Below are 25,769 nucleotides of genomic sequence, written 5' to 3'. Positions count from 1 at the left end.
AATTTTCGGGAGCCTTAGCATTATATAGAGATCAGTTTTTTAATTAATGCCGGTGGCCTTTGCAACTTGTTCGAAATTATTTAGGTTAAGCCCCGGGTTATGCAACATCAAATTGGTTAGTGATGTACCAGCTATTATAACTACCCTTATATCTAAGCCGGGTGATGTAAAGTTTGCTTTCAGATCTATATATCCAACCCCATAGGCCAATAAATTTAAGGTATTGCCAGATTCGTTATAGGGTAATGGGTTCCAGGATGTTGTGGTGCCGGTGTTTCTGAAGTATACTAAAACTATGCCCTGATTTACAATTGCCTGGGTAATTGCAGGTACCAAGAAGCGCGTGTTGCCTACTAAAAATACAGTTTGGTTGGTAAATAAATAATTAGCTACTGATGTAGATGGCCCCGTTGCTCCTGTAGCCCCGGTTGCGCCGGTAGCCCCGTCACTTCCATTTGCACCTGTTGCCCCGGTTGCTCCTGTTACGCCCGTAGCCCCGGTTGCGCCTACCGTACCATTTGTGCCATTTGCCCCTGTGGCTCCCGTAGCCCCGGCTACACCTTGCGGGCCACCGGGCCCTGCAGCACCTGCTGCGCCGGTAGCCCCGGTTGCTCCTGCCGGCCCTGTGGCACCGGTAGCCCCTGCCGGGCCCGGATCACTTGAACTTTTGCAAGCATTTAAGCTAATTATAACAAACAAAAAAAAGGGTAATATATAGCTGACCTTCATGATATAGTATGCGGAATAGTGACGTTTTTTACGCAAGATAAACCATTTTAGTTTCAATGATTGTGCCGACGGTAAATTATTTTCTTTTTGTTATATAAAATTAACATGCGCGATTAAGCAATAGTTAACATCTGTTTATAATTGAGGCTTTTTTGTTAAAACATACTTTCTTTTTTTTCGTTTGTTAAGAAACATTTAACCCATGAATAATATACGCACCTTGCACGCAAAAGTGCATAATTGGATAGATACCATTGGTTTCAGGCTAAATGCATCGCAAACCGATAAAAGAAATAAGGTTACAACTAACCATTATTTTTTTGAAACATTTAATTTTTTTGAAAGAAACAAAGACGGCGACACTAAAAGTTCAAAGTTTTTATGTTTTGATATGTATGGCGAAAAAGTGAGTGTGCACTCATTGCTTGATTTGCAAGCAGCTTTTTTTGAAAACATAAGCCAGCTTAAATAACGGCGTTTAAATTCTGCGTTTCAAAGTAAGCATTACATTTTGATATTTTTTGTTTCGAAAAATACCCAGGATAAGAATGCGCCCGTCTGATGATCTGAAGAGCTCATCAATTTGTTGCATGGATAAAGGCGAGACGGGCTTGAAATTTATCGCCACAATTTCATCGTCAGGTTGTAAACCGGCTGCTTCACCTGCTGACCCTGGATCTACCTGGTATATGATGATATGTTGCAGGTCATCCAGTACATCAGCAAAATAAACCAAACCGCTCATATCATGCTCTTCATTTTTCCTGTAATTGGGCCCAGGCTTTAAATAGATCACGCTATCAGGGTAATCAATTATCAGGTCAAACTTTTTAAGCAGGCCAATGCCTAAGTTTCCGTCGCGTGGTACACTTAAAGCACGGGTGCGTGCCTCATCCTCCGGAAAAGCTGCTATGACATTTTTAACCTTATAGTTTCCTAACGCAACTTCTTTTATCCTGCTTAATGTGCCGCTTATAAGGCCGTTTATGCCCATTCCCAAATTAGCATTAACAAACCTTTTTTGGATGGTAGCTTTATTTGCAACATTTTCCAGCGAGATAAAATGCCCGGCCCCCAGGTCAACTATTAATTTGCTTTGCTTTTCTGATCCGTCTGCAAAAACTACTTTAGTTGTAAAGTAGGGCTTTTTATCTTCAATGCTTATGGGGATTTTGGTAGCCCGCCTGTAAAAGCGCATATTTTTAGGTAACGATACGCGCATGGTACTATCAGTAAAACTAATTTTAACCGCCAGGCGGCTAAAAAACTCAAACCCTATTAAACCGTGTATGGGCCTGCCAGAATAGTTGGACAGGCCAAACGCGTCTTTCTTAAATATTGCAGCGCTTACGTTATTGCTTACCAAGCCGTCGATATCAACTTTTAACTCAGGGGTTAGATAGGCTTCAAACCCCGGCCCGTCGCCAAAGCCATTTACTTTTATGCTGCGTTTATTGGGGATGTTAATCGAGTCTAATAAGGCAGGGTCGGTTATCAGCATAAAGCCTACGCCGGTATCTAAAGCAAAATTATATGGCCCTTTATTGTTGATACTTACTTTTATCACTATCAAATTGCGTACAAGCTCAAAAGGGATAGTTTTGCTCCGGCCGCCATCAAGCGTAAAATATTGAGCATTGGCTGTAAGGCAAAAAAAGCATAGCATGCCTGTTAACCCTGCAATACAATAGCACTTAATATTTTTTAGCGGTTGGTGCAAAATTTTATAATTGGATACTAAAATTAAAAAATTATTACGGTTATGTTAGCGTAATAATTTTTTTAAGTAGCCAATTAAGTCTTTTCGGGCGTTTCAAGCTCTCCCTTAATATCTGGATTTTGCGGGGGCAGGACTTTTACAACATGTTCAACTTCTGTTTGTATTACAAATACCGCATATTCTGCCGGCTCTATTTTACAGCCGATAGCTTCGGCATATACTTCTGTAAACTCTGCCCCGATATACAATATTGCTGCGGTATAATAGATCCAAAGTAAAAGCAGAATAAGGGAACCTGCAGCGCCATAGGCTGATGTCTGGGCCTCATATTGCAGGTATAGGCTAATTAAATATTGCCCAAGCATAAACAAAAGCGCGGTAAATACAGCGCCTATACGTACATCTCTCCACCTTATTTTAACATCAGGCAGTACCTTAAATATGATAGCAAATAAAGTAGAGATCACAACCAGCGTAATGCCAAGGTTTATGCCTTTTAATAACAGATTAGTAACATATGGTAAAAAGTGCACCAGCTTTTTGCTTAAGGCGTCCATCAAGAAATTAATCACTAACGAAACCAGCAATAAAAATCCCAAACTTACAATAAGTGAGAATGACAAAAACCTGTTTTGAAGCAATTTAAGCCATCCTTTTTTTGGTTTAGCTTTTACCCGCCAAATAATATTGATTGAATCCTGTATCTCAACAAATATACTGCTGGCACCTATTAATAAAGTGACAACACCGATTATTACAGCGATACCTGTTTTGCCCGAAAAGGCCAGGCTCTTTAACATTTCCTGTATCTGTGAAGCCGCAGTCGGTCCAACATATTGGGCAATTTGTGGATACACACGGTTAGCAGCAGCGTCATTTCCAAAAAAAAGACCGGCTAAAGATATCACCAAAATTAACAGTGGCGCTAAAGAAAAAACAGTATAGTAAGCCAGTGAGGCACTTAATTTCAAGCCATTGTCGTCAATAAAACCACTAAATGTAGCTGCTAAAATTTTCCAGATCTTTTTAAGGTAGGCTTTCCTGAAAATTCTTATCATAAATTAAAATATATTTGTAATGTACGGTTTAAATAGCCCCGCGCATATTGCCATGAAACAATTAAATGCTTTTAACGGCTTTTTTAAATTAATATTAACGGTATTACTACTTAGCAATTTTAGTGCCCGTGCACAAAAAACCAATATATTTATTGTTAGGATTGCCGAACAAAGCGAGGCCGTGCTGGCAGCCAACAATACTTCTCCAGGCCTGTCAAACCTAGGGCATGATCGCGCCGAAGCTTTATTAAAGGTATTAAAACACGAAAAAATACAGACAATTTATATACCGGCAGGTAAAGCGGCCGGGCAAACAGTGGAGCCGCTATCGGCAAAAGCTAAGATACTGGCCCGGGTTTATACGGATAGCGTTAGCGCGTTTATAAAAAAGATAACCCGCAATTTTCAGGGCACTAATGTATTGATAGTAGCACAGTATAAAGATATTATGCCAATTATAAGCGAACTGGGCGTTACGCCGCCTTTTACAGAATTAACCGAAGATGATTATGACCTGCTGTTTTCTATCACCATAAATGAAAACGATAGCCGTGAGATTTTTGTAAACAACTACGGCAAAAAACACCACGATACCGAAATACCACAACAGTATATCATCCAGAAATTCTATCCGTCGTTCGTACCGCCGATGAACAGCCATTAAATTTAGTGTTTACCGGCGGTAAAAATGATTTATTTCATTGCAAGTTCTTTGGTGTCAGATTCAACAACTTTTTTGAAAAAGGTATTAAACTCGGCTACTTTATCAACCGGGATATGATCTTGTTTTAACTTAAAGCTACGAGTTATAACCAGTTTGTTATTTTGCATTTTGGGTAACAGGCTATACTCCATCATGTCGCATGTTAAATTTACGGCTACTGGCGTCTCGACAATTGTTTTTCCGGCTGGTAAATTAAGGGTTATGGTTTCTGTTTCGCTATCCATACTAAACAATTGGCTTACATCAATACCACTGGTACGTGGTGATGCAACCTGGAAAAGCGCTGCTGAAAATTTGTCGGACCATGGCAATGAAAATATCGACATGCCTGCAATTTCTTTGGCTGTATTTTTTATTTCATAATTTAATTTAACATAAACTGTATCTGCAGTCGGGTTATCAATATTTTTAAATTTCAATTCATTCACTTCATTATCCGGATATAGACTTGAGAACGCTTCTTTGGTTTTTTTAACCTGATCATTAGGCGATAGGTCCCTATAAAACGCTTTAAGAATGGCGGCCATAGCAGCTGTTTCTATAGCATTTTCATTAACTATCATATCCTTACCCCTGAAAGTTACATCAGAGAACCTGATAATATTATTTCTTTTACGGTTAGCAGGATTAAGATAGCTAATACCTGATGAGGTTGGTGCGTTGCCAATATCAAGCATTGATGAGTTTAACGACTGACTGTATATAGACTGGAATGGTAAATATTTAGAAGTTAGTTCTATATAATAATCCTGGTTGTCTAGGTTTACTTTGGCTATGCAATGGTTAAAATCAATGTTTGGCAATACCATACTGTTAAGCCCATATTGGCGGGTTTTAACTAATACAAGCTGGGCTTTGATACCAGCCTCTTTACACATAGTAACGAAAAGAGTTGATACATCCTTACAATCGCCTATACGGGTATTAATTACATCAGCCGGGTTTTGAGGTATTAAACCACTTTGCCTGAATGATACAGAACTGTAACTAATATTACCAGTTATATAGTTATATATTTTTTCGATTTTTTGCAGGTCGGTTAATTTAGCCTTATCGCCAAACAAATCATTCATCACTGCTTTCACCTCGTAATTGGTCCGCGCTTTCGCGGATGCAAGGTCATTATACCAGTTTGAGATATATTTCCAATCAGGTATCGAAGTAATGTACAGCACATTGGCAACATCACCAAACGCGGGCATTTTATCTTCGGGCTTTATACTTTTAACATTATTGGTTTTCCAGGTATATAACTCAAATTCATCAACAGTTTTTTTCTCAGGCTCAATAGCTGTTCCGGAAAATTTATAACTAAATGGCTTGCTTTTATCAATTAACAGCGAGTAGTTTAAATTAACCGACGGGCATCCTTTGGTAAAATAAAAAGAGTCCCAAAAATGTGATGATAGCGTACCTTTATAATAGTTTCCGGTTTTGTATCTTATATTAATCACATCGCCTATTTCAAGGTTAGTAAACACAAGGTTATTATCATTCTTTTCTGCCGGTACTTTAGTGCCGTTAGCTTTTATAACCTCAGCAACCTCAATAGTATAACTTTGTTCATTGTCTGTGTCCACGGAATATTCTTTCCATGTTTCAATACCCTTTTGATTAAATATTTTGATAACCACATATCTTTTGTCTTCCGATCCGCCATTTTCATACACAACCCTTTGTATTTCCTGGTCCAGTATGGCATAATTGTCATCCGGATAGTCTGATGCTTTTGGAGCGTTCTTTACCATCGCATTTATATCCGGCTCTTTGAAATAACTAAACACTTCGGCTTTCCCGCTTAATTTTCTTAACAGTTTAATCGATTCATATTGAGTAGGATCTAATTGCAAGGATTTTTGATAATATTGTATTGCTTTTTCTTTTTGATTAGTGGCCTCATATATTTTGGCAAGCGCCGTATAATATTTGCCTGTAGTTGATGATATGCCCAGGCAGCTTAAGTATTTTTCTTCGGCCTTGGCATATAATTGTTGTTTGTAGTATTGGTCGGCAAGTGTTGCGTAGATACCAACGCCAATAGGGTCAAAGGCGATCTCGTCTAAATAAACCTTAAATCCTGCGGCTGCCTTACCCATATTAAAATAGGCATCCGCCAAATCTTCGGCGTCCGAGTAAGCATCATTATTATCTACATATTTTTTTATTACTTCGATAGCTTTTGGTACGTCTTTATTAAGGTTTGTTTCAATAAGATACTTGTATCTCATAAAATTATGGTTGTCAGGATATTTTACATATCCGGCCTCGGCAAGTTTTATAACCTCGGCTTGCGTAGCATTATTATTATCGGCAATACTTAACCTTGCTGATAAAATAAACTCATCCCGGTAAGGATAAAGTTTTTCAATCTGATTAATAATTTCGGTTGCTTTTGCATAATCTTTCTGATCAAATAATTCATTATATCGTAAAGTTAATGCGATACTGCTTTCAGGATCGGCCATTTTGATGGTTTCTTTTACAGTTTCTTGTCCGGTTCTGTTTTTGATTTTGGCAAAAAGCTCTAAAAGCATCCCGTTTAAAAAAGTACTGTTAGGGAATTTTTTTGATAGCGGCTCAATTACCTGGCGAGCCTCAAATGTTTTATCTATTAACAGATAGGCCTGGGCCAATAGCAATTGCGAAAGATAGTCGTTAGGGTTCTTTTTAAGCTGTTCTTCAAAATAAGCTATGGCAAATTGTTCTGATTTTTGCGATATATACTTCTCCTCTTTTGTATAAGGCTGACATTTAGCGGTAGAAACCATATTTGGCAGTGCATGTCCGCTCTTATCAGTTATGCGTACTAAAAAATTAGATCGGTCTGCATAGCTCTCACCTATTTGCACAAGCACCCTGTTGTAGCCACTATGCAGCTTAATTGATTGTATGTAGGTATCAATGTCGTTATTCCTCTCTTCGGCTTCGGTTATAATCAGCTGGTCATTTACCCAAACTTTTAATGAACCAGATACACCTATACGTAATTGTGCTTCTTGTTCGGTGTCAGATTTAACGAAAGTTTGTGCAAATACAATGGCGCTGTAAGCATCGGTATAATAAGTAAAATCAAACCATTTGTCATGGCGTAAGTAGGGTACAGTATGCCATGGTATATTAACTCCTTTTTTATTTTTAAACGATGCGTTATCTTCCGGATGCGTTAACGTTTCATAGGTTTTGTCAAAACCACTGGTTGAAATATTTTCAAAATTAGCACTTATGGCCCAGTTGTCTATCGAACCCACGTTACTAAATTCCTTATCTGCCAAAATAGCTTGTTTACTGTTTTGATAATGATTACCTATCATGGAGTAAGCCATGGCAGTAATAGTTCCGTCAAAATCTTTACGTTGAGTTAGCGCGCGTAAAAAATCCAGTTGATCAGCTGTTTTTTTGCCATACGACTCGTTGACCGAAGGTGTGGTCCACAGCGCAAAAATATATGGCTGGGGATTGGTGCTTTGGCTGTAAAACTTTTTAAAATATCCAAAGGATTCTGCCGATGGTTTGTCCATTTGTGCCAAAAGACTTAATGCCAAATAGGCTTCGCCGGCGGTTTCTTGTTGGGCCGAGGCTGTGGTAAATAATGCCCGGGCGTTTGTTCGGTTATTGTCAAAAAAAGCCTGCCAGGCATTTTGTAAAGTAGTTTGTGCAAAAAGTTGATTGCAGAAAAAAAGTAAAAACAGTAAAACTGCAGATTTTAAGGGAGTAAAAATTTTCATAAAAGGGTTTAGTGGTGTGATACGATTAACAGGTCAAGGTCTTTGCTGGGTAATTGAAACCGTTCGGCCAGATGCTTGTTGGTTAAATGGCCCTGGTAAATATATACAGCTTCGCGGATACCTGCTTTTTGCCAGATAACATTCTTGATGCCGCCATGCTCGCCAATTTCTAATAATATAGGTGCAAAAATATTGGTTAATGCATAAGTGGCCGTACGCGCTACGCGCGATGCTATGTTAGGCACACAATAATGTATCACGTCATATTTCCTGAATACCGGGTGGGTATGGTTAGTTATCTCTGATGTTTCAAAGCAACCGCCCTGGTCAATACTCACATCAATAATTACCGAGTTCGGTTTCATTTTGCTCACGGTAGTTTCGGTTACAATACACGGGCTTCGGCCATCCTCGGCACGCATGGCGCCAATGGCAACATCGCAGGTGGTGATGGCTTTTTCTAACACAATGGGCTGCACTACCGACGTAAATACCCTTGCGCCAATATTATTTTGCAAACGGCGCAGTTTATAAATTGATGGATCGAAAACTTTTACTTCGGCACCCAATGATATGGCGGTGCGCGCGGCATATTCGCCAACCGTACCTGCGCCTAAAATTACAATTTCGGTTGGCGGCACGCCGGTTATACCTCCCAGCATCAGTCCCTTGCCATCAAAAACATTGCTCAGGTATTCGGCAGCTATTAGTATAGATGTTGCGCCTACAATCTCGCTCATGGCGCGTACTACTGATAATGAGTTGCCTTCGTCGCGCAGGTGCTCAAAACACAAGGCCGTTATTTTTTTATTTAACAGCGCGTGCAGGCATTCGGGTTTTAACGTTGAAACCTGCAGGGCCGATATTAATAGCTGCCCCGGCTTCATCATCGCTATCTCCTCTAAAGTAGGCGGAGCAATTTTTATAATGATATCGGCTTCGTAAACTTTTTTGGTATCAAATACAATTTGAGCGCCTTGTTCGGCATAATCCTTATCTAAAAACTTGGCGGCTTTACCTGCATTGCTTTCCAGCATTACCTGGTGGCCATTATTAACCAATAAAGCAACTGATAAGGGGGTGAGGGGGATACGGTTTTCCTGAAACGAGACCTCCTTTGGGATACCAATATAAAGCTGGTTCTTTTTGTTTTTAACCTCGAGCATCGACTCCTGGGGCTGCATCATTGCCTGCTTTGCAATGTCCGAAAACCCACTGTATTTCCCTGAACTCATACTTGTTTTTTATGGACTATGAAGATAAGAAAAATACATTAAATTTTTTCAATTGTTATTTCGCGGCTATTGTCATTTAAAACCTTTAGACTTACGTTGATACAATGCAGCGGCAACATATCTGAGATCTTTTCGGGCCACTCAATAAAGCAGTAATTGCCCGAGTAAAAATACTCCTCGGCGCCCATGTCCAAAGCCTCGGTTTGGTTTTTAAGGCGATAAAAATCGAAGTGATAAATTTTAATATCCGCGCCGCGATATTCATTTACTATAGCAAACGTAGGGCTGGTAACAGCTTCTTTAACACCTAATGCTTCGCAAAGCGATTTGATGAAACTGGTTTTGCCCGCGCCCATATCACCGTTAAAAAGGAATATTTTTTCGGCACCGGCAAAAGTTACCAATTGCGATGCGGCGGCAGGGAGGTCTGAAAGGGTGGTAGCTTTAATTGTCATTTTAACTATGTCATTGCACAGTGGCTGTGCAATGACAAAAATATAAAAATCTTATTTAGGCCCATAAGTTACAATTGGGATGATCATTTCTTCTAACGATATACCGCCGTGCTGGAAGGTCTCATTATAAAAATTCACAAAGTGATTGTAGTTGTTGGGGTAAACAAAGTAAGTATCCTCCTTGGCAAATACAAAGCTTGAGCTTACGTGCAGGCGCGGCAGCATGGCATCATGCGGGTTGCGGATATGGAACACATCCTTAGGGTTAAAGTTTAAGTTACGGCCCTGTTTGTAGCGTAAGTTGGTATTGGTATTACGGTCGCCAATTATTTTACTTGGCTTTTTAACGCGGATGGTACCATGGTCGGTAGTGATAACCACACGTACTTGTTTTTGCGCCAAAAACTTAAGCAGATCAAACAATGGTGAGTGCTCAAACCACGACAACGTTAATGAGCGGTAGGCAGCATCGTCGCTTGCCAGCTCGCGGATCATTTGCATATCTGTGCGTGCATGCGACAGCATATCCACAAAGTTATATACTACCACGTTCAGATCATTCTTCATCAGGTTGCTTACCGAATCGTTCAGTGCGCGGCCCTCATCAATATTTAATATTTTATGGTACGAATGCTTAATATCCTTACGATAAACGCGGCTGATCTGGTCGGCAATGAAATCAGACTCAAACAGGTTCTTGCCGCCTTCGTCCTCATCATTCTGCCACATTTCGGGGTAACGTTTTTCCATCTCTAAAGGCATCAGGCCCGAGAAGATAGCGTTACGTGCATATTGCGTAGCGGTAGGTAAAATACTATAATAAGTATCTTCTTCTTCCAGTTTAAAATATTGCGATATAATAGGGTTAATGATCTTAAACTGGTCATACCTTAAATTATCAATCAAAATAAAAAATACAGGTAAGTTACTTTCCAACTTAGGGAATACCTTCTTTTTAAATAACTGTGGCGAACTGGTTGGCGCGGTATCCGGGTTCTTGATCCAGTCCAGGTAATTACGCTCAACAAACTTGCAGAATTGTGTATTTGCCTCGGCTTTTTGCAAGGTCAGGATCTCGTGCATGCCGGCATCTTCCAGTTGTTGAAGCTCAAGCTCCCAATAAATCAGCTTTTTATATACATCAACCCATTCCTGGTGGTTAAGGTTGTCATTCAGCGTTATGCCCAGCGTCCTGAAATCCTGCTGGTAGGCCATGGTTGTTTTTTCGGTAACCAGGCGCTTGTTCTCGGTCAGTTTTTTTATGGTAAGCAATATTTGCTTCGGGTGAACGGGCTTTATCAGGTAGTCGCCAATTTTTGAACCAATGGCATCCTCCATCAAATATTCTTCCTCGTTCTTGGTTATCATTACTATAGGCACATCGTTATTAATGTTCTTGATCTGCGCCAGTGTTTCAATCCCGGTTAGGCCGGGCATGTTTTCGTCCAAAAAAACCAGGTCGAAATAGTTATTTTTGAAGGCTTCAACGGCGTCGTTACCGTTAGTTACGGTAGTTACTTTGTAACCTTTTTCGTTTAAGAAAAGTATATGTGGTTTTAACAGGTCAATCTCGTCATCAGCCCATAATATTGTGGTATCCTGCATGGTGTTTTTTTATAATATCGGTAATTAAATATCGTTCAGTAATTCGGCCTGTTAAAGCATAATTTAGACCAAACATAGGCATATAACCTTTAACAGAACGTTTTGTTACATACTATGACGCAGTATTAACATAAATTAACAAATATAAAATACAATGTTTATCATAATTTAACACTTTTGCAGCGCATAAACTACACATTGAATAAAAAGAAAATAATAAACGACCCGGTTTACGGATTTATAAGTATACCTACCGAGTTGATGTTCGATCTGATCGAGCATCCTTACTTCCAGCGGTTACGTTATATTAAGCAATTGGGCATGACGCACCTGGTTTATCCCGGCGCGCTGCATACCCGTTTCCATCACGCTTTAGGTGCCATGCACCTGATGAAGATGACCATTGAAACCTTGCGCAGCAAGGGCCACGAAATTACTGTCGAAGAAGAGCAGGGTTTAACCATTGCCATTTTATTGCATGATATTGGCCACGGGCCGTTCTCGCACGCGTTAGAGCATACTATAGTTAATGGCGTATCGCACGAAGATATCTCTATCCTGTTAATGGATAAACTGAACCAACAGTTTAACGGGCAACTAACTACCGCTATAAGTATCTTTAAAAATACTTACGCAAAGCGATTTTTGCACGAGCTGGTATCAAGCCAACTGGATATGGACCGGCTGGATTATTTGAACCGCGATAGCTTTTTTACAGGTGTTTCTGAAGGGGTTATCAGTTCGGACCGCATCATCAAGATGTTGAATGTAGTAGATGACCATATTGTTATTGAAGAGAAAGGGATCTATTCGGTAGAGAAGTTTATCATTGCCCGCCGGTTAATGTACTGGCAGGTGTACCTGCATAAAACGGTTATAGCAGCCGAGCAATTGCTGGTTAAGATCCTGGAGCGCAGTCGCGAGTTGGTGTTAAAAGGCGAGAAGCTTTTTGCTACACCGGCTCTTAGTCATTTCCTGAACAATGAATTAACCCGCGAGGCGTTTATAAAAGATGGACATTTAGAAATATTTACTCGGCTGGATGATACAGACATCCTGTCGGCAGTAAAGGTTTGGGCCACTAATGATGATTTTGTATTGTCTAAACTATGTACTGATTTTGTGCACCGTAAAGTGTTTCATGTAGATATTACCAATGAACCACCAAGCCGGCAATTAGTGACCGATTTAAGCAATAAGGCAATAGCCAAATACGGCATTACTGAAAAGGAAGTGCCTTATTTTGTTTTTACCGATTCCATACAAAATAATGCCTATCGCGTAGGCGACGGCAACATAGGTATCTTAATGAAGGACGGCACCGTAAAAGACATTGCCACCGCCAGCGATTACTCAAACCTTGAAGCATTAGCTAAAACGATAGAGAAGTATATACTTTGTTATAGTAAAGATTTGATGACAGAGATTAATTAACCAGAGGTTAGTGATTAGTTGCATTCGCGCTAATCAATGGCTTATGATTTAACAGTAACCTAATCTCTAATTAACTAATCTCTAATCACTAATATTTAATTAAATTTGCGCCCATGCAATTTACCGCTCAGCAAATAGCTTCATTACTCAACGGCACCGTTGAGGGCGATCCGTCTGTGGCGGTTAACCAATTGGCTAAGATAGAGGAGGCTACCCCGGGTACGCTTTCGTTTTTAGCTAACCCTAAGTACGAGCCTTTTCTGTATACCACCAACGCATCTATAGTTATTGTTAATAACGACCAGGTTTTAGCCGAAGCAGTTAAAGCAACTTTAATAAGGGTAGAGAACGCGTACAGCTCGTTTTCTGTATTGCTTGAAGCGTATAACACCATACAATTAGATAAAAGCGGTATAGAGCAGCCTTGCTTTATCCATCCATCTGCACAAATTGGCGAGAACGTTTATATAGGCGCGTTTGCTTATATTGGTCCGGGTGTAAAGCTGGGCGACAAAAGCAAGGTTTACCCAAATACTTATATAGGCGATAATGTAACCATCGGCCAAAATACTACGCTGTTTGCGGGTGTTAAGGTTTATTTTGATTGTGTTTTGGGTGATAACGTGATTGTCCATTCGGGAGCTATAATAGGCAGCGATGGTTTTGGTTTCGCGCCAAACCCTGATGGTACCTACAATAAGATCAGCCAGATAGGTAATGTTATCCTGGAAGATAATGTGGAAGTGGGCTCAAATACAACTATCGACCGCGCTACAATGGGGTCGACCGTTGTACATAAAGGAGCCAAGCTGGATAACTTATTGCAGATAGCCCATAATGTCGAAATTGGATCGAACACCGTAATTGCCGCACAAACCGGCATATCGGGCAGCACTAAAGTTGGCGACAACTGTGTAGTTGGCGGCCAGGTAGGTATGGTTGGCCATATCAGCATTGCTAATGGCAGCCAGATCATGGCCAAATCGGGCATCAACAAAAATATTGTTGAGGAAGGTAAAAAGTGGGGTGGTATCCCATTCTTCGCGCCTTATATGGAAAACCTGCGGATCGAGTCGGCAGCATCGCGTTTACCTGCATTAGAAAAAAAAGTAATAGAATTAGAAAAAATAATTGCTGAACTGCGAAATAGTTAATTAGTCATTGGTCATTTGTTAATTGGGCTTTAATAGCCAGCCATACTAATGACCAATGACCAAATGACCAATGACCAATGACCAATGAACTAAGTAAAGAATGAATATCAAACAAAGAACTATTAAGGCACCCGTTTCTGTTTCGGGATCAGGCTTACATACCGGCGAGAAGGTTACCATGACATTTAACCCGGCGGCAGAGAATCATGGCTATAAATTCAGGAGGATAGATATTGAGGGTATGCCTATTATTGATGCCGATGTAGATAATGTTACTGATACTTCTCGCGGCACCACTATATCACAAAACGGCGCCAGTGTAAGCACCATAGAGCATGTTTTAGCCGCTTTGGTTGGTTTGGAGATAGATAACGTGCTGATAGATATGGATGGCCCTGAGACGCCTATAATGGATGGTAGTTCTATACAATTTGTTGAAGCTATTCGCAGTGCCGGTTTAGCCGAACAGGAAGCCGACCGCGAGTATTACCATATACCGTATAACATTCACTATTCAGAACCCGACCGTAAGGTAGAGATGGTGGCAATGCCTCTGGATGACGATTACCGGTTTACCTGTATGGTTGACTATAACTCGCAGGTACTGGGTAGCCAGCACGCAAGTATATCATCCATTACCGAATTTGTTGATGATATTGCTTCATGCCGTACCTTTTGCTTTTTGCATGAACTGGAAATGTTGTTAAAGCACGACCTGATAAAAGGCGGTGACCTTAACAATGCCATTGTGGTAGTTGACAAGGATGTTGACCAGGAAGAACTTGACCACCTGGCCAAGTTGTTTAACCGCAAGGATATCAGCGTAGCGCCGCAAGGTATTTTAAATAACATCGAACTTCGCCACCAAAACGAGCCGGCAAGACATAAATTGCTGGACATGATTGGCGATCTGGCGCTGGTAGGCGTTCCGTTGCGCGGACACATTATGGCTGCAAGGCCGGGCCACGCGGCAAACGTGGCGTTCGCTAAAAAAATAAAAACACTGATAAAAAAAGAGCGCAGCCGTAAACACTTTAAGGTTTACGACCCCAACATGAAACCGGTTTATGATACCGTGCAGATCATGGATATTTTGCCGCACCGCTACCCGATGTTAATGATCGATAAGATCCTTGAACTTACCAAGAGCCATGTGGTAGGGTTAAAGAATGTGACCATGAACGAAGGACTCTTTATGGGCCACTTCCCCGGCGCGCCGTTGTTCCCCGGTGTGTTGCAGATAGAAGCTATGGCACAAACAGGCGGGATATTGGTATTAAATACTGTCCCGGATCCGCAGAATTATATCACCCTGTTTTTAAAGATAGAGAACGCCCGTTTTAAGGATAAAGTTATCCCCGGCGATACTATAATATTCCATTGTAATTTAATTGCGCCTATCCGTCGCGGCATAGCCCAGATGAAGGGTGTTGGTATGGTAGGCGAACGTGTTGTTGTTGAGGCCGAGCTAATGGCACAAATAGTTAAAAAAACAAAAACTGACGAAGCATGATCCAGCCTTTAGCATATATACACCCACAGGCTAAAATAGCCGACAACGTAGTGATTGAGCCATTTGTAACCATCCATAAGGATGTTGAAGTTGGCGAAGGCACCTGGATCGGGTCAAACTCGGTAATTATGGATGGCGCGCGCATTGGTAAAAATTGCCGCATTTTTCCAGGCGCTGTTGTATCGGCCCCGCCACAAGACCTAAAATATAAAGGCGAACCAAGCACAGTAACTATTGGCGATAACACCGTTATCCGCGAATGCGTAACCCTTAACCGCGGTACCGCTTTAGATAAAAATACAACCACTATCGGCAACAATTGTTTATTGATGGCCTATGTGCACGTTGCGCACGATTGCGTCATAGGCGACAATGTAATCATCGCCAACTCGGTGCAGCTGGCGGGCCACATTAATGTATATGATTTTGCTTTTATAGGTGGCGGATCATTGGTGCACCAGTTTGTTGAGATAGGCGCGCATAGCATGATATCAGGCGGATCATTGGTGCGTAAAGATGTACCGCCGTTTACCAAGGCCGGCCGCGAGCCGGTATCGTATATCGGTATTAATTCGGTGGGCCTGCGCCGTCGTGGTTTTTCAAACGAAACCATTAATGAGATCCAGGAGATCTACCGGATCATTTTCCTGAAACGGTACAACATGACCAAAGCTTTAGATATTATTGAAGCTGAATTTAACCCAACCATAGAGCGCGACGAGATCATCAACTTTGTACAAAACTCGCAGCGCGGTATCATGAAGGGGTTTGGCAATCCATAAAAAACAAAAAAGAGCATTGTCATACTGAGCTCCGTCGAAGCATCGTGCGGGGGCCATTGCGCCCACCCTTCGAGGGCCTCAGGGTGACAGCCCCCACACATTAAACACTATAGTAGCAAATGCAAATCACCCTCCAAAATATAGGCCGCCGCTTTAACCGCGACTGGATTTTCCGGGGGGTAGATCATACATTTATCAGCGGCGAAAGCTATGCGATACTGGGAGCTAACGGATCGGGCAAATCAACCTTATTAGCCGTGTTAAACGGCAGTCTTTCGCCATCGGCCGGCACAATCAATTATTTTTTTGAGGATAAAGAGGTGGAGGTTGAACAGGTCTTTCAATACCTTAGCCTTGCCGCGCCGTATTTGGAACTGATAGAGGAGTTTTCGCTGGAGGAAATGATCGACTTTCATTTCAAGTTTAAAACCTATAAAACGGGGATAGATAAAGCGGTGATAATTGACCTGCTTAATTTACCGGGCAGTGCAAATAAGCTGATCCGCTATTTTTCATCAGGTATGAAACAGCGGCTAAAACTGGCGCTGGCCTTTTGTGCTGACACCCCAATATTGATGCTTGATGAACCTACCTCAAATTTAGATGCCCAGGGCGTGGAGTGGTATTTAAGTTTAGTGCAGCAGTTTGCTAAGGATCGTTTGACCATCGTCTGCTCCAACCAGGAGCACGAATATAGTTTTTGCACCCATAGGTTAAGCATAGCCGACTATAAACAATGATATTTTATTATAGCGTAACCGTAACTGTATTTGGGGTAGCCTTGATGATATATCTGCTGCTTAACCTTAGGCAGATAAAACAACTAAAAGCACAATCAATTATTACCGAAGAACCCGCACTAGCCATAATTGTAGCGGTACGCAACGAGGAAGAGGATCTGGAAAAAGCCTTACAAAGCCTATGTAATATTAGCTATAACAACCATCGCCTTATAGTTGTAAATGATAGGTCGACCGACCGTACTGCCGAGATATTGCAGGAATTTGATCACCCTAAACTCGAAATAATTACCATTGATACTTTGCCTGATGGCTGGCTGGGTAAAAACAATGCACTATATCGGGGTTATTTGGCAAGCACCGAAGAGTGGCTGTTATTTACAGATGCCGATGTAGTGTTTCACCCGGACGCTATTAGCAGGGCATTTGGTTATGTAGCAAAACAAGAACTGGACCACCTGAGTATATTACCCGATGTCAGGTCAAGATCGATCCTGTTAAATAGTGTGCTGGCAACATTCAGCCTGATGTTAATGCTGGTTATCCGCCCCTGGGATGCCAGGAAACCCAAAAGAAGCGGCTTTATAGGTGTAGGCGCTTTTAACCTGGTTAAGCGTGCCGCTTACGAAAAAGCAGGCACTCACGAAAAAATAAGGTTGCGGCCGGATGATGACCTAAAGCTGGGGCAAAACATTAAACGCGCCGGCTTGCGTCAGGATGTATTAAGCGGCGAGAGCCTTATTTGTTTAGAATGGTATAAAACTGTAAAACAGTTTAGAGATGGGTTAATGAAAAATAGCTTCGCGGTTGGCAACTATAATATATTCAGGTCAGTTGCCGACGTTTTGGGAGCTTTACTATTCGTTGCGCTGCCTCTGCCCGTAATGGTGATATTTGGTAATACCGATATCCGTTTAATGGCCTGTTTGCTTTTTGGCGTGCAGTTTTTTTATATGGCTGTAGTAACACATACCAAATGGTGGTATGCGTTGATGATACCGTATGCAGGATTTTTGATGAGCTATATTGTAGCCCGGTCCGCATTTATTACCCTAAAACAAGGCGGCATTTATTGGCGGGATAGCTTTTATTCGCTGGCTATGCTGCGGGGTGAGGAAGAGTAATTTAAACCCACTTATATCGCCTGATATAAATTTCAGCTATTATAGCATGCAAGGTAAAGCCTATCCAGAACGCATACCCGAAAAATTGGTGCGGGCCAAGGTTTGAAAATCCAAAGAAAAGCCCTATAATCGGGCGTACTGTCGCGATAGCTAAACCAATAGCAAACATCCTTATCATCCACTTACGATGAATCGACACCTGTTTTTGTTTGATATGGTACACTGCTTTAAACAGCGCGAATAAGAAATATAAAGCAAACGTTACTGTCGCCGCAGTTTCAATAACACCACCTATCGCCATATTAAAGCTCATTACCAAAGCCGTTATGCCGATGATAAATGCGCAGGAGGCAACTATCCATCCCATTACACGATGGATTTGAATATTGCGCCCGCGCAGCTTTTTTGAAAATTGAAACGGTGTTAAAACCAGGAACAACACGCCCGGAATAATATGCAGGAAAGTTAAAAAAGGATATACAACAAAACCGCTGTCAAAAGCCCCGAATTTGGGGTTGACATAAGGTTTTATTATCCCGCCCAACGTTAGCATTCTTCGGCTGGCAACAACTATCGCTATTAAAACCAATAATGTTATTACTATATTCCTGGTGCGGAATAACCAAACCGGTGGCCTATTATTTTTCAATGTGTTGCGTTTACAATTTAAAGCTAACCATCTTAAAAATAAAAATTTAAGAAAGTAGACTTACGTCGCTATTATCCCGACCAACCGCTGAGATTGTCCTATCAACTGTTACAGGTGTTACAAGGGTTTCAGGTGGCACACCTGTTTCTGTAACAGTGTAACAAACTATATTATTACTGTCCCCTCAGGGTGTCTTGAAACCCTGAGGAAATAAATGTGATGTCCCAGGGACCCATCCAAACCTGGTACACCATTATAATTATTGCACAAGTAGGACAATCATGGCAAAACAAAATCCCATCACTTTGCTTGTTTATTGTATAAACAAAACTACTTATGATACCAGTAAAAGGATACGCGGCGCAAACGCCGACAACAGATCTTGCCCCGTGGGATTTTGAAAGACGTGACGTTGGCCCGCACGATGTACAATTTGATATTTTATTTTGCGGTGTTTGCCACTCTGATTTGCACCAGATAAAAAATGATTGGTTCCCGGGGATCTTCCCGATGGTGCCGGGCCACGAAATTGTTGGCCGCGTAGTTAAAGTTGGCGACCATGTAAAGAAATTTAAGGTTGGCCAACTGGCGGGTACCGGCTGTATGGTCGAATCGTGCCGTGTTTGCGAAAATTGTAAAGAAGGCCTGGAGCAATACTGTATCCCGGGCAGCTCGCAAACCTACAACGGTTTAGAGCAGGATAAGAAAACACCTACCTACGGTGGCTACTCAAACAGCATTGTGGTTAACGAGGATTTTGTGTTACATATATCAGAGGATGTTGACCTGGCTGCAACCGCGCCCTTATTATGTGCGGGGATAACTACCTACTCGCCACTGCGCCACTGGAAAGTTGGTAAAGGCCACAAACTGGCCGTTTTAGGTTTAGGCGGATTGGGCCACATGGGCGTTAAATTTGGTGTTGCTTTTGGTGCCGAGGTTACGGTGTTAAGCACATCGCCAAACAAAGAGGCTGATGCTAAAGCCCTGGGTGCACATCATTTTGTAGTAACTACCGACCCTGCACAATTGGAAGCTGCTAAAAATACTTTTGATTTTATATTGGATACCGTCTCAGCACCACACGATTTTAACATGTACCTGGGTTTACTAAGAATCAATGGCGTACACATCTGCGTAGGCGTACCACCAGAGCCGGCAAGCATTGAAGCCTTTAGCTTAATGGGCGGACGTAGAAGTTTAGCCGGATCTGGTATCGGCGGTATAGCCGAAACCCAGGAAATGCTGGATTTCTGTGCAGAGCATAAGATCGTTTCAGATATAGAAATGATCGATATCAAAGATATCCACGCAGCTTATGACCGCATGGTTAAAGGCGATGTGCGTTACAGGTTTGTGATTGATATGGCAACCTTATAAAGCTGTTAGATTAAAGGCGAAAGGTAAAAGGTTAAGGGTGATATAATCCTTGAAAAGCCTTTGACCTTTTGCCTTTAAGCTTTTACCTCCAAACTTGCAACTTTCCGCATAACTCCCTAAGTTTGCCCTTCAATAATATTACTATGTCTAAAGCATCCGAAGTAAAAAATGGTAACATTCTGCGCTTTAATGGCGAACTGTTACAGGTAGAAGAATTTTTACACCGTACACCGGGTAACCTGCGCGCTTTTTACCAGGCGCGTATGCGTAACGTTAAAAGCGGTAAGCTTGTTGAATATCGTTTCCGTACAGACGAGGATGTAACTATTGCCCGTGTTGAAACCAACAATTACCAATATTTATATGACGATGGCACAGGCCTGGTGATCATGGATAACGATACTTACGACCAGCATACGGTACCCAAGGCTTTATTTGGACCGGCAGTAAAGTTTTTAAAAGAAGGCATGAACGTTATAGTAGCCTTTGAAAGCGAAGAGCCTATAATGGGCAGCATCCCCGCGTCAGCTGAGCTGGAAATAACCTACACAGAGCCGGCCGTAAAAGGCGACACCTCAACCGGCGCGATGAAAAAAGCTACCGTTGAAACCGGCGCAGAAATTAATGTTCCCCTGTTCATTAACATTGGTGATAAGGTTAAGGTTGACACAGCTAATGGTACTTATGTGGAGCGGGTGAAAGGGTAGCCCCCGGCCCCCTGAAGGGAGAGTGATAGCATAATCGAATAAGCCTCCTCCAATTGTGGGAGGCTTAATTGTTTCATGACCGTTCCTGTTAACATAAACATAACATAGTTATTTGTAGCGTTTTATTTCAGATACTCGTATTATCTATAAAATTAAGACCACATGAAAAATTTTGTCTATCGTTTAAGTATGTTATGTGTTGGCATAGTGTCGTTAGCCTCGTGCAATAATAAACAAGGTAACCCCGAGCCGGGATTAACTAATTGCAAAGATTGCCAGTTCCTGTTTTCAGAGAGTGCTGATATTGCTATTCCGGGTTACAATTTAATTAGCGGTAGTTACCGTCTTTTTTGGAGTGAAACTAAAAAAAGTGTAGTTACCCAAAAAATGTTCATCAAAGCACCTATGCAAGGCAATAGCTTTACGTTAACTAAAGCGGATATTATTGCGGGTAAAGTAGTAGTATTGGATATATGCCCTAGCTGTGATTTAATTGGTGTGAAGCCTGTTGATGGTTTTGTAAAAGGAGAGAATACCACCCCCACGTCACGCGGCGATAAATCCCGCTGGCTTATTGAAGCAAAAATAATACGCGAACCTGTAGGCGTTGCTAATATTAAATACCGTGATACTATTTATATCAAACAATACTTTGAGCCTAATTTTATGCTGAATTAAAGGTCCCTCTTAATAATCTTTTTTGTTATCCTGGGCATAGCGAACGATCTTATACATAATGCTTATTGCTTTTAGAAGATTCTTCGCTATACTCAGGATTTACAGTTTAATTGATCGGTCTCAAAACCCTGTTCCACCTAACCCTGTTAAATATATTCTGGGTAGAATCTGTACTGAACCAGGTAAGCACGGCTTTGCCAATGATATGGTCTTCAGGCACATATCCCCAAAAACGCGAGTCTAACGAATCATGGCGGTTATCACCCATCATCCAGTAGTAGTCCATTTTAAAAGTATAGCTATCGGCTTTCTTGGCGTTGATAAAGATATCCTTGCCGTTTACAGCCACTTTATTGTTTTCGTATACTTCTATCGCGCGGCGGTATAAAGTAAGTGTAGAGTCGTTTAATGGGGTTGTCCAGCCTTTTTTAGGCAGGCGGATGGGCCCGAAATTATCCAGGTTCCATTTAAAATTTTCGTTATGCGGGAAGATCTGGGCATCATAGGCGCCTGCCGGTGCAACAATCGGCGTTACACTTTTTACGTTCGAGAATGTTTTAAGCGTTGCGGCCGCTTCTGCCGACATCACCATCTCAAAAGTATTTGGCGGCATGTGGTTTTGGATAGTTATATGTTGCTCTTGCAAAATCTCCGGGTTTATATCCAATCCGTTGGTTACAACATCGTATGATGTTTGCTGTTTGGGTGCATTTGGGGCAGGTTTACCATTGATATAAACCTGCGCGTTAACAATGGTCAATACATCGCCGGGGATAGCCTGGCAGCGTTTAATCAAACAGGTGCGCTCATCAACCGGCAGGTTGTACTCCGGGCCGGCTTCATCAGGTTTGTTAAAAACAACAATATCCCGGTTCTTGATATGGGTAAATCCCGGCAGCCTGAAATAAGGTAGCTGTAAACCATCCCAATAAGTTTTGACACCATACAGCGTAGGCTCGGTAAACGGAATTGCAAATGGTGTATTAGCCATACGCGGGCCATAGCTTATCTTGCTTACAAATAAATAATCGCCGGTAAGCTGCGTGCCTTCCATTGATCCGGAAGGAATGGCGTACGCAGAAAATAATAAACCACGCACAACAGTTGAAACCACAACTGCAAACACAATGGCATCAACCCATTCGCGGGTTTTAGATTTCTTTGCTTTTACAGCGGTAGGGTCTTTCTTAAAAAACTTCCAATTCATGAGGCTAAGTTTTGATTACAAAACTTAGATAGTTGAAAAAGCAAATTGTTACAGGAGAATTTTATTCTTCGGGAGGTGACGGAGGTGCTTGTTTGGTAACTCCCGCTTTAAACCGCGGCGTAAATCCTATTTTAGGTTTATCCTCGTCAGCTTCTTCTTCTTTCTCTTCGGATGGTGTTTCAACAGGTTTGGTCACACCTGCTTTAAAGCGTGGGGTGAAACCTACTTTAGGTTTATCTCCAATCGGTGCTTCTTCTACTTTTTCTTCGGATGGTGCTTCAACAGGTTTAGTGACTCCGGCTTTAAATCGTGGCGTGAACCCAACTTTAGGTTTATCGTCAACCGGGGATTCTTCCTTTTTCTCTTCGGATAGTGTTTCGACAGGTTTAGTAACACCTGCTTTAAATCGTGGTGTAAAACCAACTTTGGGTGCCGTTTCGGCTGCAACGCCTTCTTTCTTTTCTTCCTGGGTTTCCTCAACAGTTTTTGGCGGAACGGCTGCTTTAAACCTCGGCGTAAAACCAACCTTTGGTGCGGGGGCTGCCATTTCGCTTAAACTTTCGTTTACGGTTTGCTCGGCCAGTTGGTTTTCTATTTGTGGCTTCTCGGTGTTAATCTCGGGTGGTAAGTTATATATAAGGCGAATTTTATTGAACCAATATTTCTTGGTATGGTCAAAACTCTTTTCGCCCATTTGTTCGTAGTGTAATTTAAATTCGGCAAATAGGGCCGGTTCGCCTTGTTGTAAGGCTGCCAGGTCTATCCGCTTCTTTTTAAAAAACTCTTCGAAAGTCATTGTTTTATTTGATAATTTGAAGATGTGCTGATTTGAAAATATCGTTTGATTTTCAAATGTTCAAATTGACACTTCCTCAAATGGATATATCCAGATCCAATTTATTAAAATGTATTCCTTTATCAGTCTGTACCCAATCCTCTCGCTCTTCATCGGTTGCGTTGTTTAATTTTGGGAACCACTCTAACGGAAAAACTTGTTGTTTGCCGCCCTCCTTTTCAACCAACAGGAGGCCATTGTTAAACATTACTTTAACTTTCTTTTCCTGCTTACGTGAATATAATAGTGCCATGATTAATTGATTTGAAAATTTGAAGATGTGCTGATTTGAAAATTTCTCTGCATTTTCAAATTCTCAAATTACCGCATCATCAAATTACTCTGCCATATTATGATACACCGCCTGTACATCATCATCTTCCTCTAAGCGGTCTATCAGTTTTAATACATCAACAGCTTGTTCCTCGGTAACGTCTTTAAATGACTGCCCAATGCGCTCTAACTTTGCCGACCTTACTTCTATACCCAACTCCTCTAAAGCCTTCTGCATCTTACCAAAATCCTCAAAAGCGGTATGCAGCACCGCTATATCGTTTCCTTCTTCATCAGCCTCAACAAACAGATCCTCTAAACCGGCATCTATCAGTTCAAATTCCAGCTCTTCCAAATCGCGGTCGCCGGGAACAAATGTAAATACCGCTTTACGTGTAAATATAAAATCAAGCGACCCGGTTTTACCCAGCGCGCCATTGTATTTAGTAAAGTAGCTGCGCACGTTGGCTACCGTACGGTTAATATTATCAGTAGCGGTTTCAACCAATACAGCTACACCATGGGCGGCATAACCTTCGTAAACCAGTTCTTCGTAATCTTTCTCATCGCGGCTGGTAGCTCTTTTTATGGCAGCTTCCACACGGTCCTTAGGCATGTTAACAGCCTTCGAGTTTTGTACCGCTGTGCGCAAACGCGAATTGGTATTAATATCACCACCGCCGGCTTTTACAGCCATCACTATCTCTTTACCCAAACGGGTAAACTGTACGGCCATTTTGGCCCAACGCTTAAATTTTCTCTCTTTACGGAATTCGAATGCTCTTCCCATAGTGTAATAAACAACCCCTTTTAGGTAGGGTTTTGAGGTGCAAATATAATGTTTATTGCTATGCAATAGAAACAAGAGTTAAGAGCCAAGACAAACGTTATTTAAGGTCTTGAATCCTGATTCTTGTTTCTTGACTCTAAGAAAATTTACTTTTTCAGGTTCTCCAACATATCAGCAGTCATGCTGCCCAGGTCAAATTTTTGTTTCCAGCCCCAATCTTTTTGGGCGTAGGTGTCGTCAATGCTCTTCGGCCAGCTATCGGCTATGGCCTGGCGCGGGTCAAAATCAGCATAAGTTATTTTAAAATCGGGCAGGTGTTTTTTTATTTCTGCGGATAACTGGGCAGGTGTAAAACTAATGCCGCCTAAATTATACGATGAACGGATGGTTAATTTATACGCCGGCGCTTCCATCAGCTCCAGGGTGGCGCGTATGGCATCTTCCATATACATCATCGGCAAAGCGGTATCGGCAGATAGGAAACTTTCATACTCGCCTTTAGCCAATGCCTGGTGAAAAATATCGACCGCGTAATCTGTAGTGCCGCCGCCTGGTTCAGACCGCCAGCCTATTAGGCCGGGGTACCGGATGCTGCGTACATCCAAACCATATTTAACATAATAATACTCGCACCAGCGTTCACCGGCCAATTTACTAAAGCCGTAAACCGAATTCGGGTCCATTATACAAAATTGCGGCGTATGCTCGCGAGGCGAGTGCGGACCGAAAACAGCAATAGAGCTTGGCCAGAAAACTTTAGCCGTTTTAAACTCGACAGCCAGGTCCAGTATATGTATCAGCCCGTTCATGTTCAGGTCCCAGGCCAGTTTTGGTTTTTGTTCGCCTACGGCAGATAGTATGGCGGCTAATAAATAGATCTGTGTGGGGCGGTGTTTCTCAAACAGTTTATACAGGATATCTTTATCCAGCACATTAACCAGCTCAAACGGTCCCGCGTTTATAACAGCATTATCAGTATTGCGGATATCAGATGCTACCACCTGGCCGTTACCATATTTGGCACGTAAATTCATCACCAGTTCGGTGCCAATTTGGCCGTTAGAGCCAATTACAATTATCTTTTCGGTCATAAAGAGTATCAGTTGCAGCAAAGGTAAAAATTTGGGCGAAATGATTAGCTTTTTGACATGATGGATACAAAATATCACCTATCAATTACATAAAGTGTAGTCAGTCAATAAAAAAATGCCGATATTTACCGTCCATAAATAATTATTAATTAACAATTTAA

Annotated in this window: 24 protein-coding genes; 11 read left to right on the top strand and 13 right to left on the bottom strand. The window is 41.6% G+C overall.

The features are described 5' to 3' along the window. Positions 1 to 39: 39 nt before the first annotated feature. The gene (locus tag ABIB50_RS17285; protein WP_429381641.1) at positions 40 to 729 is read right to left on the bottom strand and encodes a collagen-like triple helix repeat-containing protein; all 690 of its coding nucleotides are present in this window, start codon (positions 727 to 729) and stop codon (positions 40 to 42) included. A gap of 202 nt (positions 730 to 931) precedes the next feature. On the opposite strand from ABIB50_RS17285, the gene ABIB50_RS17280 reads away from it, so the two are divergent. Next, positions 932 to 1,201, top strand: a complete 270-nt coding sequence (locus ABIB50_RS17280) for a hypothetical protein (RefSeq protein ID WP_429381639.1) — start codon at positions 932 to 934, stop codon at positions 1,199 to 1,201. Between the two features lie 6 nt (positions 1,202 to 1,207). Here ABIB50_RS17280 and ABIB50_RS17275 read toward each other — a convergent pair whose 3' ends face one another. Beyond that, complete coding sequence (locus ABIB50_RS17275) at positions 1,208 to 2,395, bottom strand: aspartyl protease family protein (protein ID WP_429381637.1); 1,188 nt, start codon at positions 2,393 to 2,395, stop codon at positions 1,208 to 1,210. A 128-nt stretch (positions 2,396 to 2,523) separates the two neighbouring features. After that, positions 2,524 to 3,507: a YihY/virulence factor BrkB family protein gene (locus ABIB50_RS17270; protein ID WP_429381636.1), complete on the bottom strand. Its 984-nt coding sequence runs from the start codon at positions 3,505 to 3,507 to the stop codon at positions 2,524 to 2,526. Positions 3,508 to 3,526: 19 nt separating this feature from the next. Here ABIB50_RS17270 and ABIB50_RS17265 point away from each other — a divergent pair, with 19 nt between their 5' ends. Then, the gene (locus tag ABIB50_RS17265; protein WP_429381634.1) at positions 3,527 to 4,171 is read left to right on the top strand and encodes a hypothetical protein; all 645 of its coding nucleotides are present in this window, start codon (positions 3,527 to 3,529) and stop codon (positions 4,169 to 4,171) included. A gap of 29 nt (positions 4,172 to 4,200) precedes the next feature. Here the strand turns inward: ABIB50_RS17265 and ABIB50_RS17260 are convergent, their stop codons facing one another. The 4 genes from ABIB50_RS17260 to ABIB50_RS17245 are packed head-to-tail and all read right to left on the bottom strand — an operon-like array spanning position 4,201 to position 11,251. Continuing rightward, positions 4,201 to 7,956, bottom strand: coding sequence for a DUF3857 domain-containing protein (locus ABIB50_RS17260; RefSeq protein ID WP_429381632.1), 3,756 nt, complete (start codon positions 7,954 to 7,956; stop codon positions 4,201 to 4,203). Positions 7,957 to 7,964: 8 nt separating this feature from the next. Continuing rightward, on the bottom strand, positions 7,965 to 9,191 hold the full coding sequence (locus ABIB50_RS17255) for an alanine dehydrogenase (protein WP_429381630.1): 1,227 nt from the start codon (positions 9,189 to 9,191) through the stop codon (positions 7,965 to 7,967). A gap of 38 nt (positions 9,192 to 9,229) precedes the next feature. Next, entirely contained in the window at positions 9,230 to 9,646 is a 417-nt protein-coding gene (gene tsaE / locus ABIB50_RS17250; protein ID WP_429381628.1) for a tRNA (adenosine(37)-N6)-threonylcarbamoyltransferase complex ATPase subunit type 1 TsaE, read from the bottom strand. Between the two features lie 51 nt (positions 9,647 to 9,697). Continuing rightward, positions 9,698 to 11,251 (bottom strand): PglZ domain-containing protein, encoded by a 1,554-nt coding sequence (locus ABIB50_RS17245; RefSeq protein ID WP_429381627.1) that lies wholly within the window; start codon positions 11,249 to 11,251, stop codon positions 9,698 to 9,700. Between the two features lie 198 nt (positions 11,252 to 11,449). Between ABIB50_RS17245 and ABIB50_RS17240 the strand changes: the two genes are divergently transcribed. The 6 genes from ABIB50_RS17240 to ABIB50_RS17215 all read left to right on the top strand — a co-directional run bounded on the left by ABIB50_RS17240 (position 11,450) and on the right by ABIB50_RS17215 (position 17,998). After that, complete coding sequence (locus tag ABIB50_RS17240; RefSeq protein WP_429381625.1) at positions 11,450 to 12,685, top strand: HD domain-containing protein; 1,236 nt, start codon at positions 11,450 to 11,452, stop codon at positions 12,683 to 12,685. Positions 12,686 to 12,798: 113 nt separating this feature from the next. Further along, on the top strand, positions 12,799 to 13,839 hold the full coding sequence (gene lpxD / locus ABIB50_RS17235; protein WP_429381623.1) for a UDP-3-O-(3-hydroxymyristoyl)glucosamine N-acyltransferase: 1,041 nt from the start codon (positions 12,799 to 12,801) through the stop codon (positions 13,837 to 13,839). A 100-nt stretch (positions 13,840 to 13,939) separates the two neighbouring features. Next, positions 13,940 to 15,352: a bifunctional UDP-3-O-[3-hydroxymyristoyl] N-acetylglucosamine deacetylase/3-hydroxyacyl-ACP dehydratase gene (locus ABIB50_RS17230; RefSeq protein WP_429381621.1), complete on the top strand. Its 1,413-nt coding sequence runs from the start codon at positions 13,940 to 13,942 to the stop codon at positions 15,350 to 15,352. Beyond that, positions 15,349 to 16,134 carry an acyl-ACP--UDP-N-acetylglucosamine O-acyltransferase gene (gene lpxA / locus ABIB50_RS17225; RefSeq protein WP_429381619.1) on the top strand — a complete coding sequence of 262 codons (786 nt, stop codon included), beginning with the start codon at positions 15,349 to 15,351 and terminating at the stop codon, positions 16,132 to 16,134. Before ABIB50_RS17230 ends, lpxA begins: the two co-directional genes overlap by 4 nt. Positions 16,135 to 16,253: 119 nt before the next feature. After that, positions 16,254 to 16,874 carry an ABC transporter ATP-binding protein gene (locus ABIB50_RS17220; protein ID WP_429381617.1) on the top strand — a complete coding sequence of 207 codons (621 nt, stop codon included), beginning with the start codon at positions 16,254 to 16,256 and terminating at the stop codon, positions 16,872 to 16,874. Continuing rightward, on the top strand, positions 16,871 to 17,998 hold the full coding sequence (locus ABIB50_RS17215; protein WP_429381615.1) for a glycosyltransferase: 1,128 nt from the start codon (positions 16,871 to 16,873) through the stop codon (positions 17,996 to 17,998). The genes ABIB50_RS17220 and ABIB50_RS17215 overlap by 4 nt, the downstream gene beginning before the upstream one ends. Before the next feature lies 1 nt (position 17,999). Here ABIB50_RS17215 and ABIB50_RS17210 read toward each other — a convergent pair whose 3' ends face one another. Further along, complete coding sequence (locus tag ABIB50_RS17210; protein WP_429381613.1) at positions 18,000 to 18,647, bottom strand: DUF2306 domain-containing protein; 648 nt, start codon at positions 18,645 to 18,647, stop codon at positions 18,000 to 18,002. Between the two features lie 336 nt (positions 18,648 to 18,983). Between ABIB50_RS17210 and ABIB50_RS17205 the strand changes: the two genes are divergently transcribed. The 3 genes from ABIB50_RS17205 (at position 18,984) to ABIB50_RS17195 (ending at position 21,412) form a co-directional block, all read left to right on the top strand. Further along, positions 18,984 to 20,027 carry an NAD(P)-dependent alcohol dehydrogenase gene (locus ABIB50_RS17205; RefSeq protein WP_429381611.1) on the top strand — a complete coding sequence of 348 codons (1,044 nt, stop codon included), beginning with the start codon at positions 18,984 to 18,986 and terminating at the stop codon, positions 20,025 to 20,027. A gap of 143 nt (positions 20,028 to 20,170) precedes the next feature. Continuing rightward, positions 20,171 to 20,734, top strand: a complete 564-nt coding sequence (gene efp, locus ABIB50_RS17200; protein WP_429381609.1) for an elongation factor P — start codon at positions 20,171 to 20,173, stop codon at positions 20,732 to 20,734. A 162-nt stretch (positions 20,735 to 20,896) separates the two neighbouring features. Continuing rightward, complete coding sequence (locus ABIB50_RS17195) at positions 20,897 to 21,412, top strand: hypothetical protein (protein ID WP_429381607.1); 516 nt, start codon at positions 20,897 to 20,899, stop codon at positions 21,410 to 21,412. A 106-nt stretch (positions 21,413 to 21,518) separates the two neighbouring features. On the opposite strand, the gene lepB is transcribed toward ABIB50_RS17195, so the two are convergent. From lepB to ABIB50_RS17170, 5 genes are all read right to left on the bottom strand, one after another. Continuing rightward, positions 21,519 to 22,619 carry a signal peptidase I gene (gene lepB, locus ABIB50_RS17190; RefSeq protein ID WP_429381605.1) on the bottom strand — a complete coding sequence of 367 codons (1,101 nt, stop codon included), beginning with the start codon at positions 22,617 to 22,619 and terminating at the stop codon, positions 21,519 to 21,521. 61 nt (positions 22,620 to 22,680) lie between these two features. Further along, the gene (locus ABIB50_RS17185; protein WP_429381603.1) at positions 22,681 to 23,415 is read right to left on the bottom strand and encodes a hypothetical protein; all 735 of its coding nucleotides are present in this window, start codon (positions 23,413 to 23,415) and stop codon (positions 22,681 to 22,683) included. Between the two features lie 76 nt (positions 23,416 to 23,491). Further along, entirely contained in the window at positions 23,492 to 23,707 is a 216-nt protein-coding gene (locus tag ABIB50_RS17180) for a DUF2442 domain-containing protein (protein ID WP_429381601.1), read from the bottom strand. Between the two features lie 84 nt (positions 23,708 to 23,791). Further along, positions 23,792 to 24,517 carry a YebC/PmpR family DNA-binding transcriptional regulator gene (locus ABIB50_RS17175; protein WP_429381599.1) on the bottom strand — a complete coding sequence of 242 codons (726 nt, stop codon included), beginning with the start codon at positions 24,515 to 24,517 and terminating at the stop codon, positions 23,792 to 23,794. Between the two features lie 146 nt (positions 24,518 to 24,663). Beyond that, on the bottom strand, positions 24,664 to 25,608 hold the full coding sequence (locus ABIB50_RS17170; RefSeq protein ID WP_429381597.1) for an NAD-dependent epimerase/dehydratase family protein: 945 nt from the start codon (positions 25,606 to 25,608) through the stop codon (positions 24,664 to 24,666). Positions 25,609 to 25,769 lie beyond the last annotated feature (161 nt).

It is taken from the genome of Mucilaginibacter sp. UYCu711 (assembly GCF_050433825.1).
Taxonomy (GTDB): Bacteria; Bacteroidota; Bacteroidia; order Sphingobacteriales; family Sphingobacteriaceae; genus Mucilaginibacter.
The sequence above is the reverse complement of the archived record's forward strand: the minus strand, read 5'-3'. Positions and strand labels throughout refer to the sequence as shown.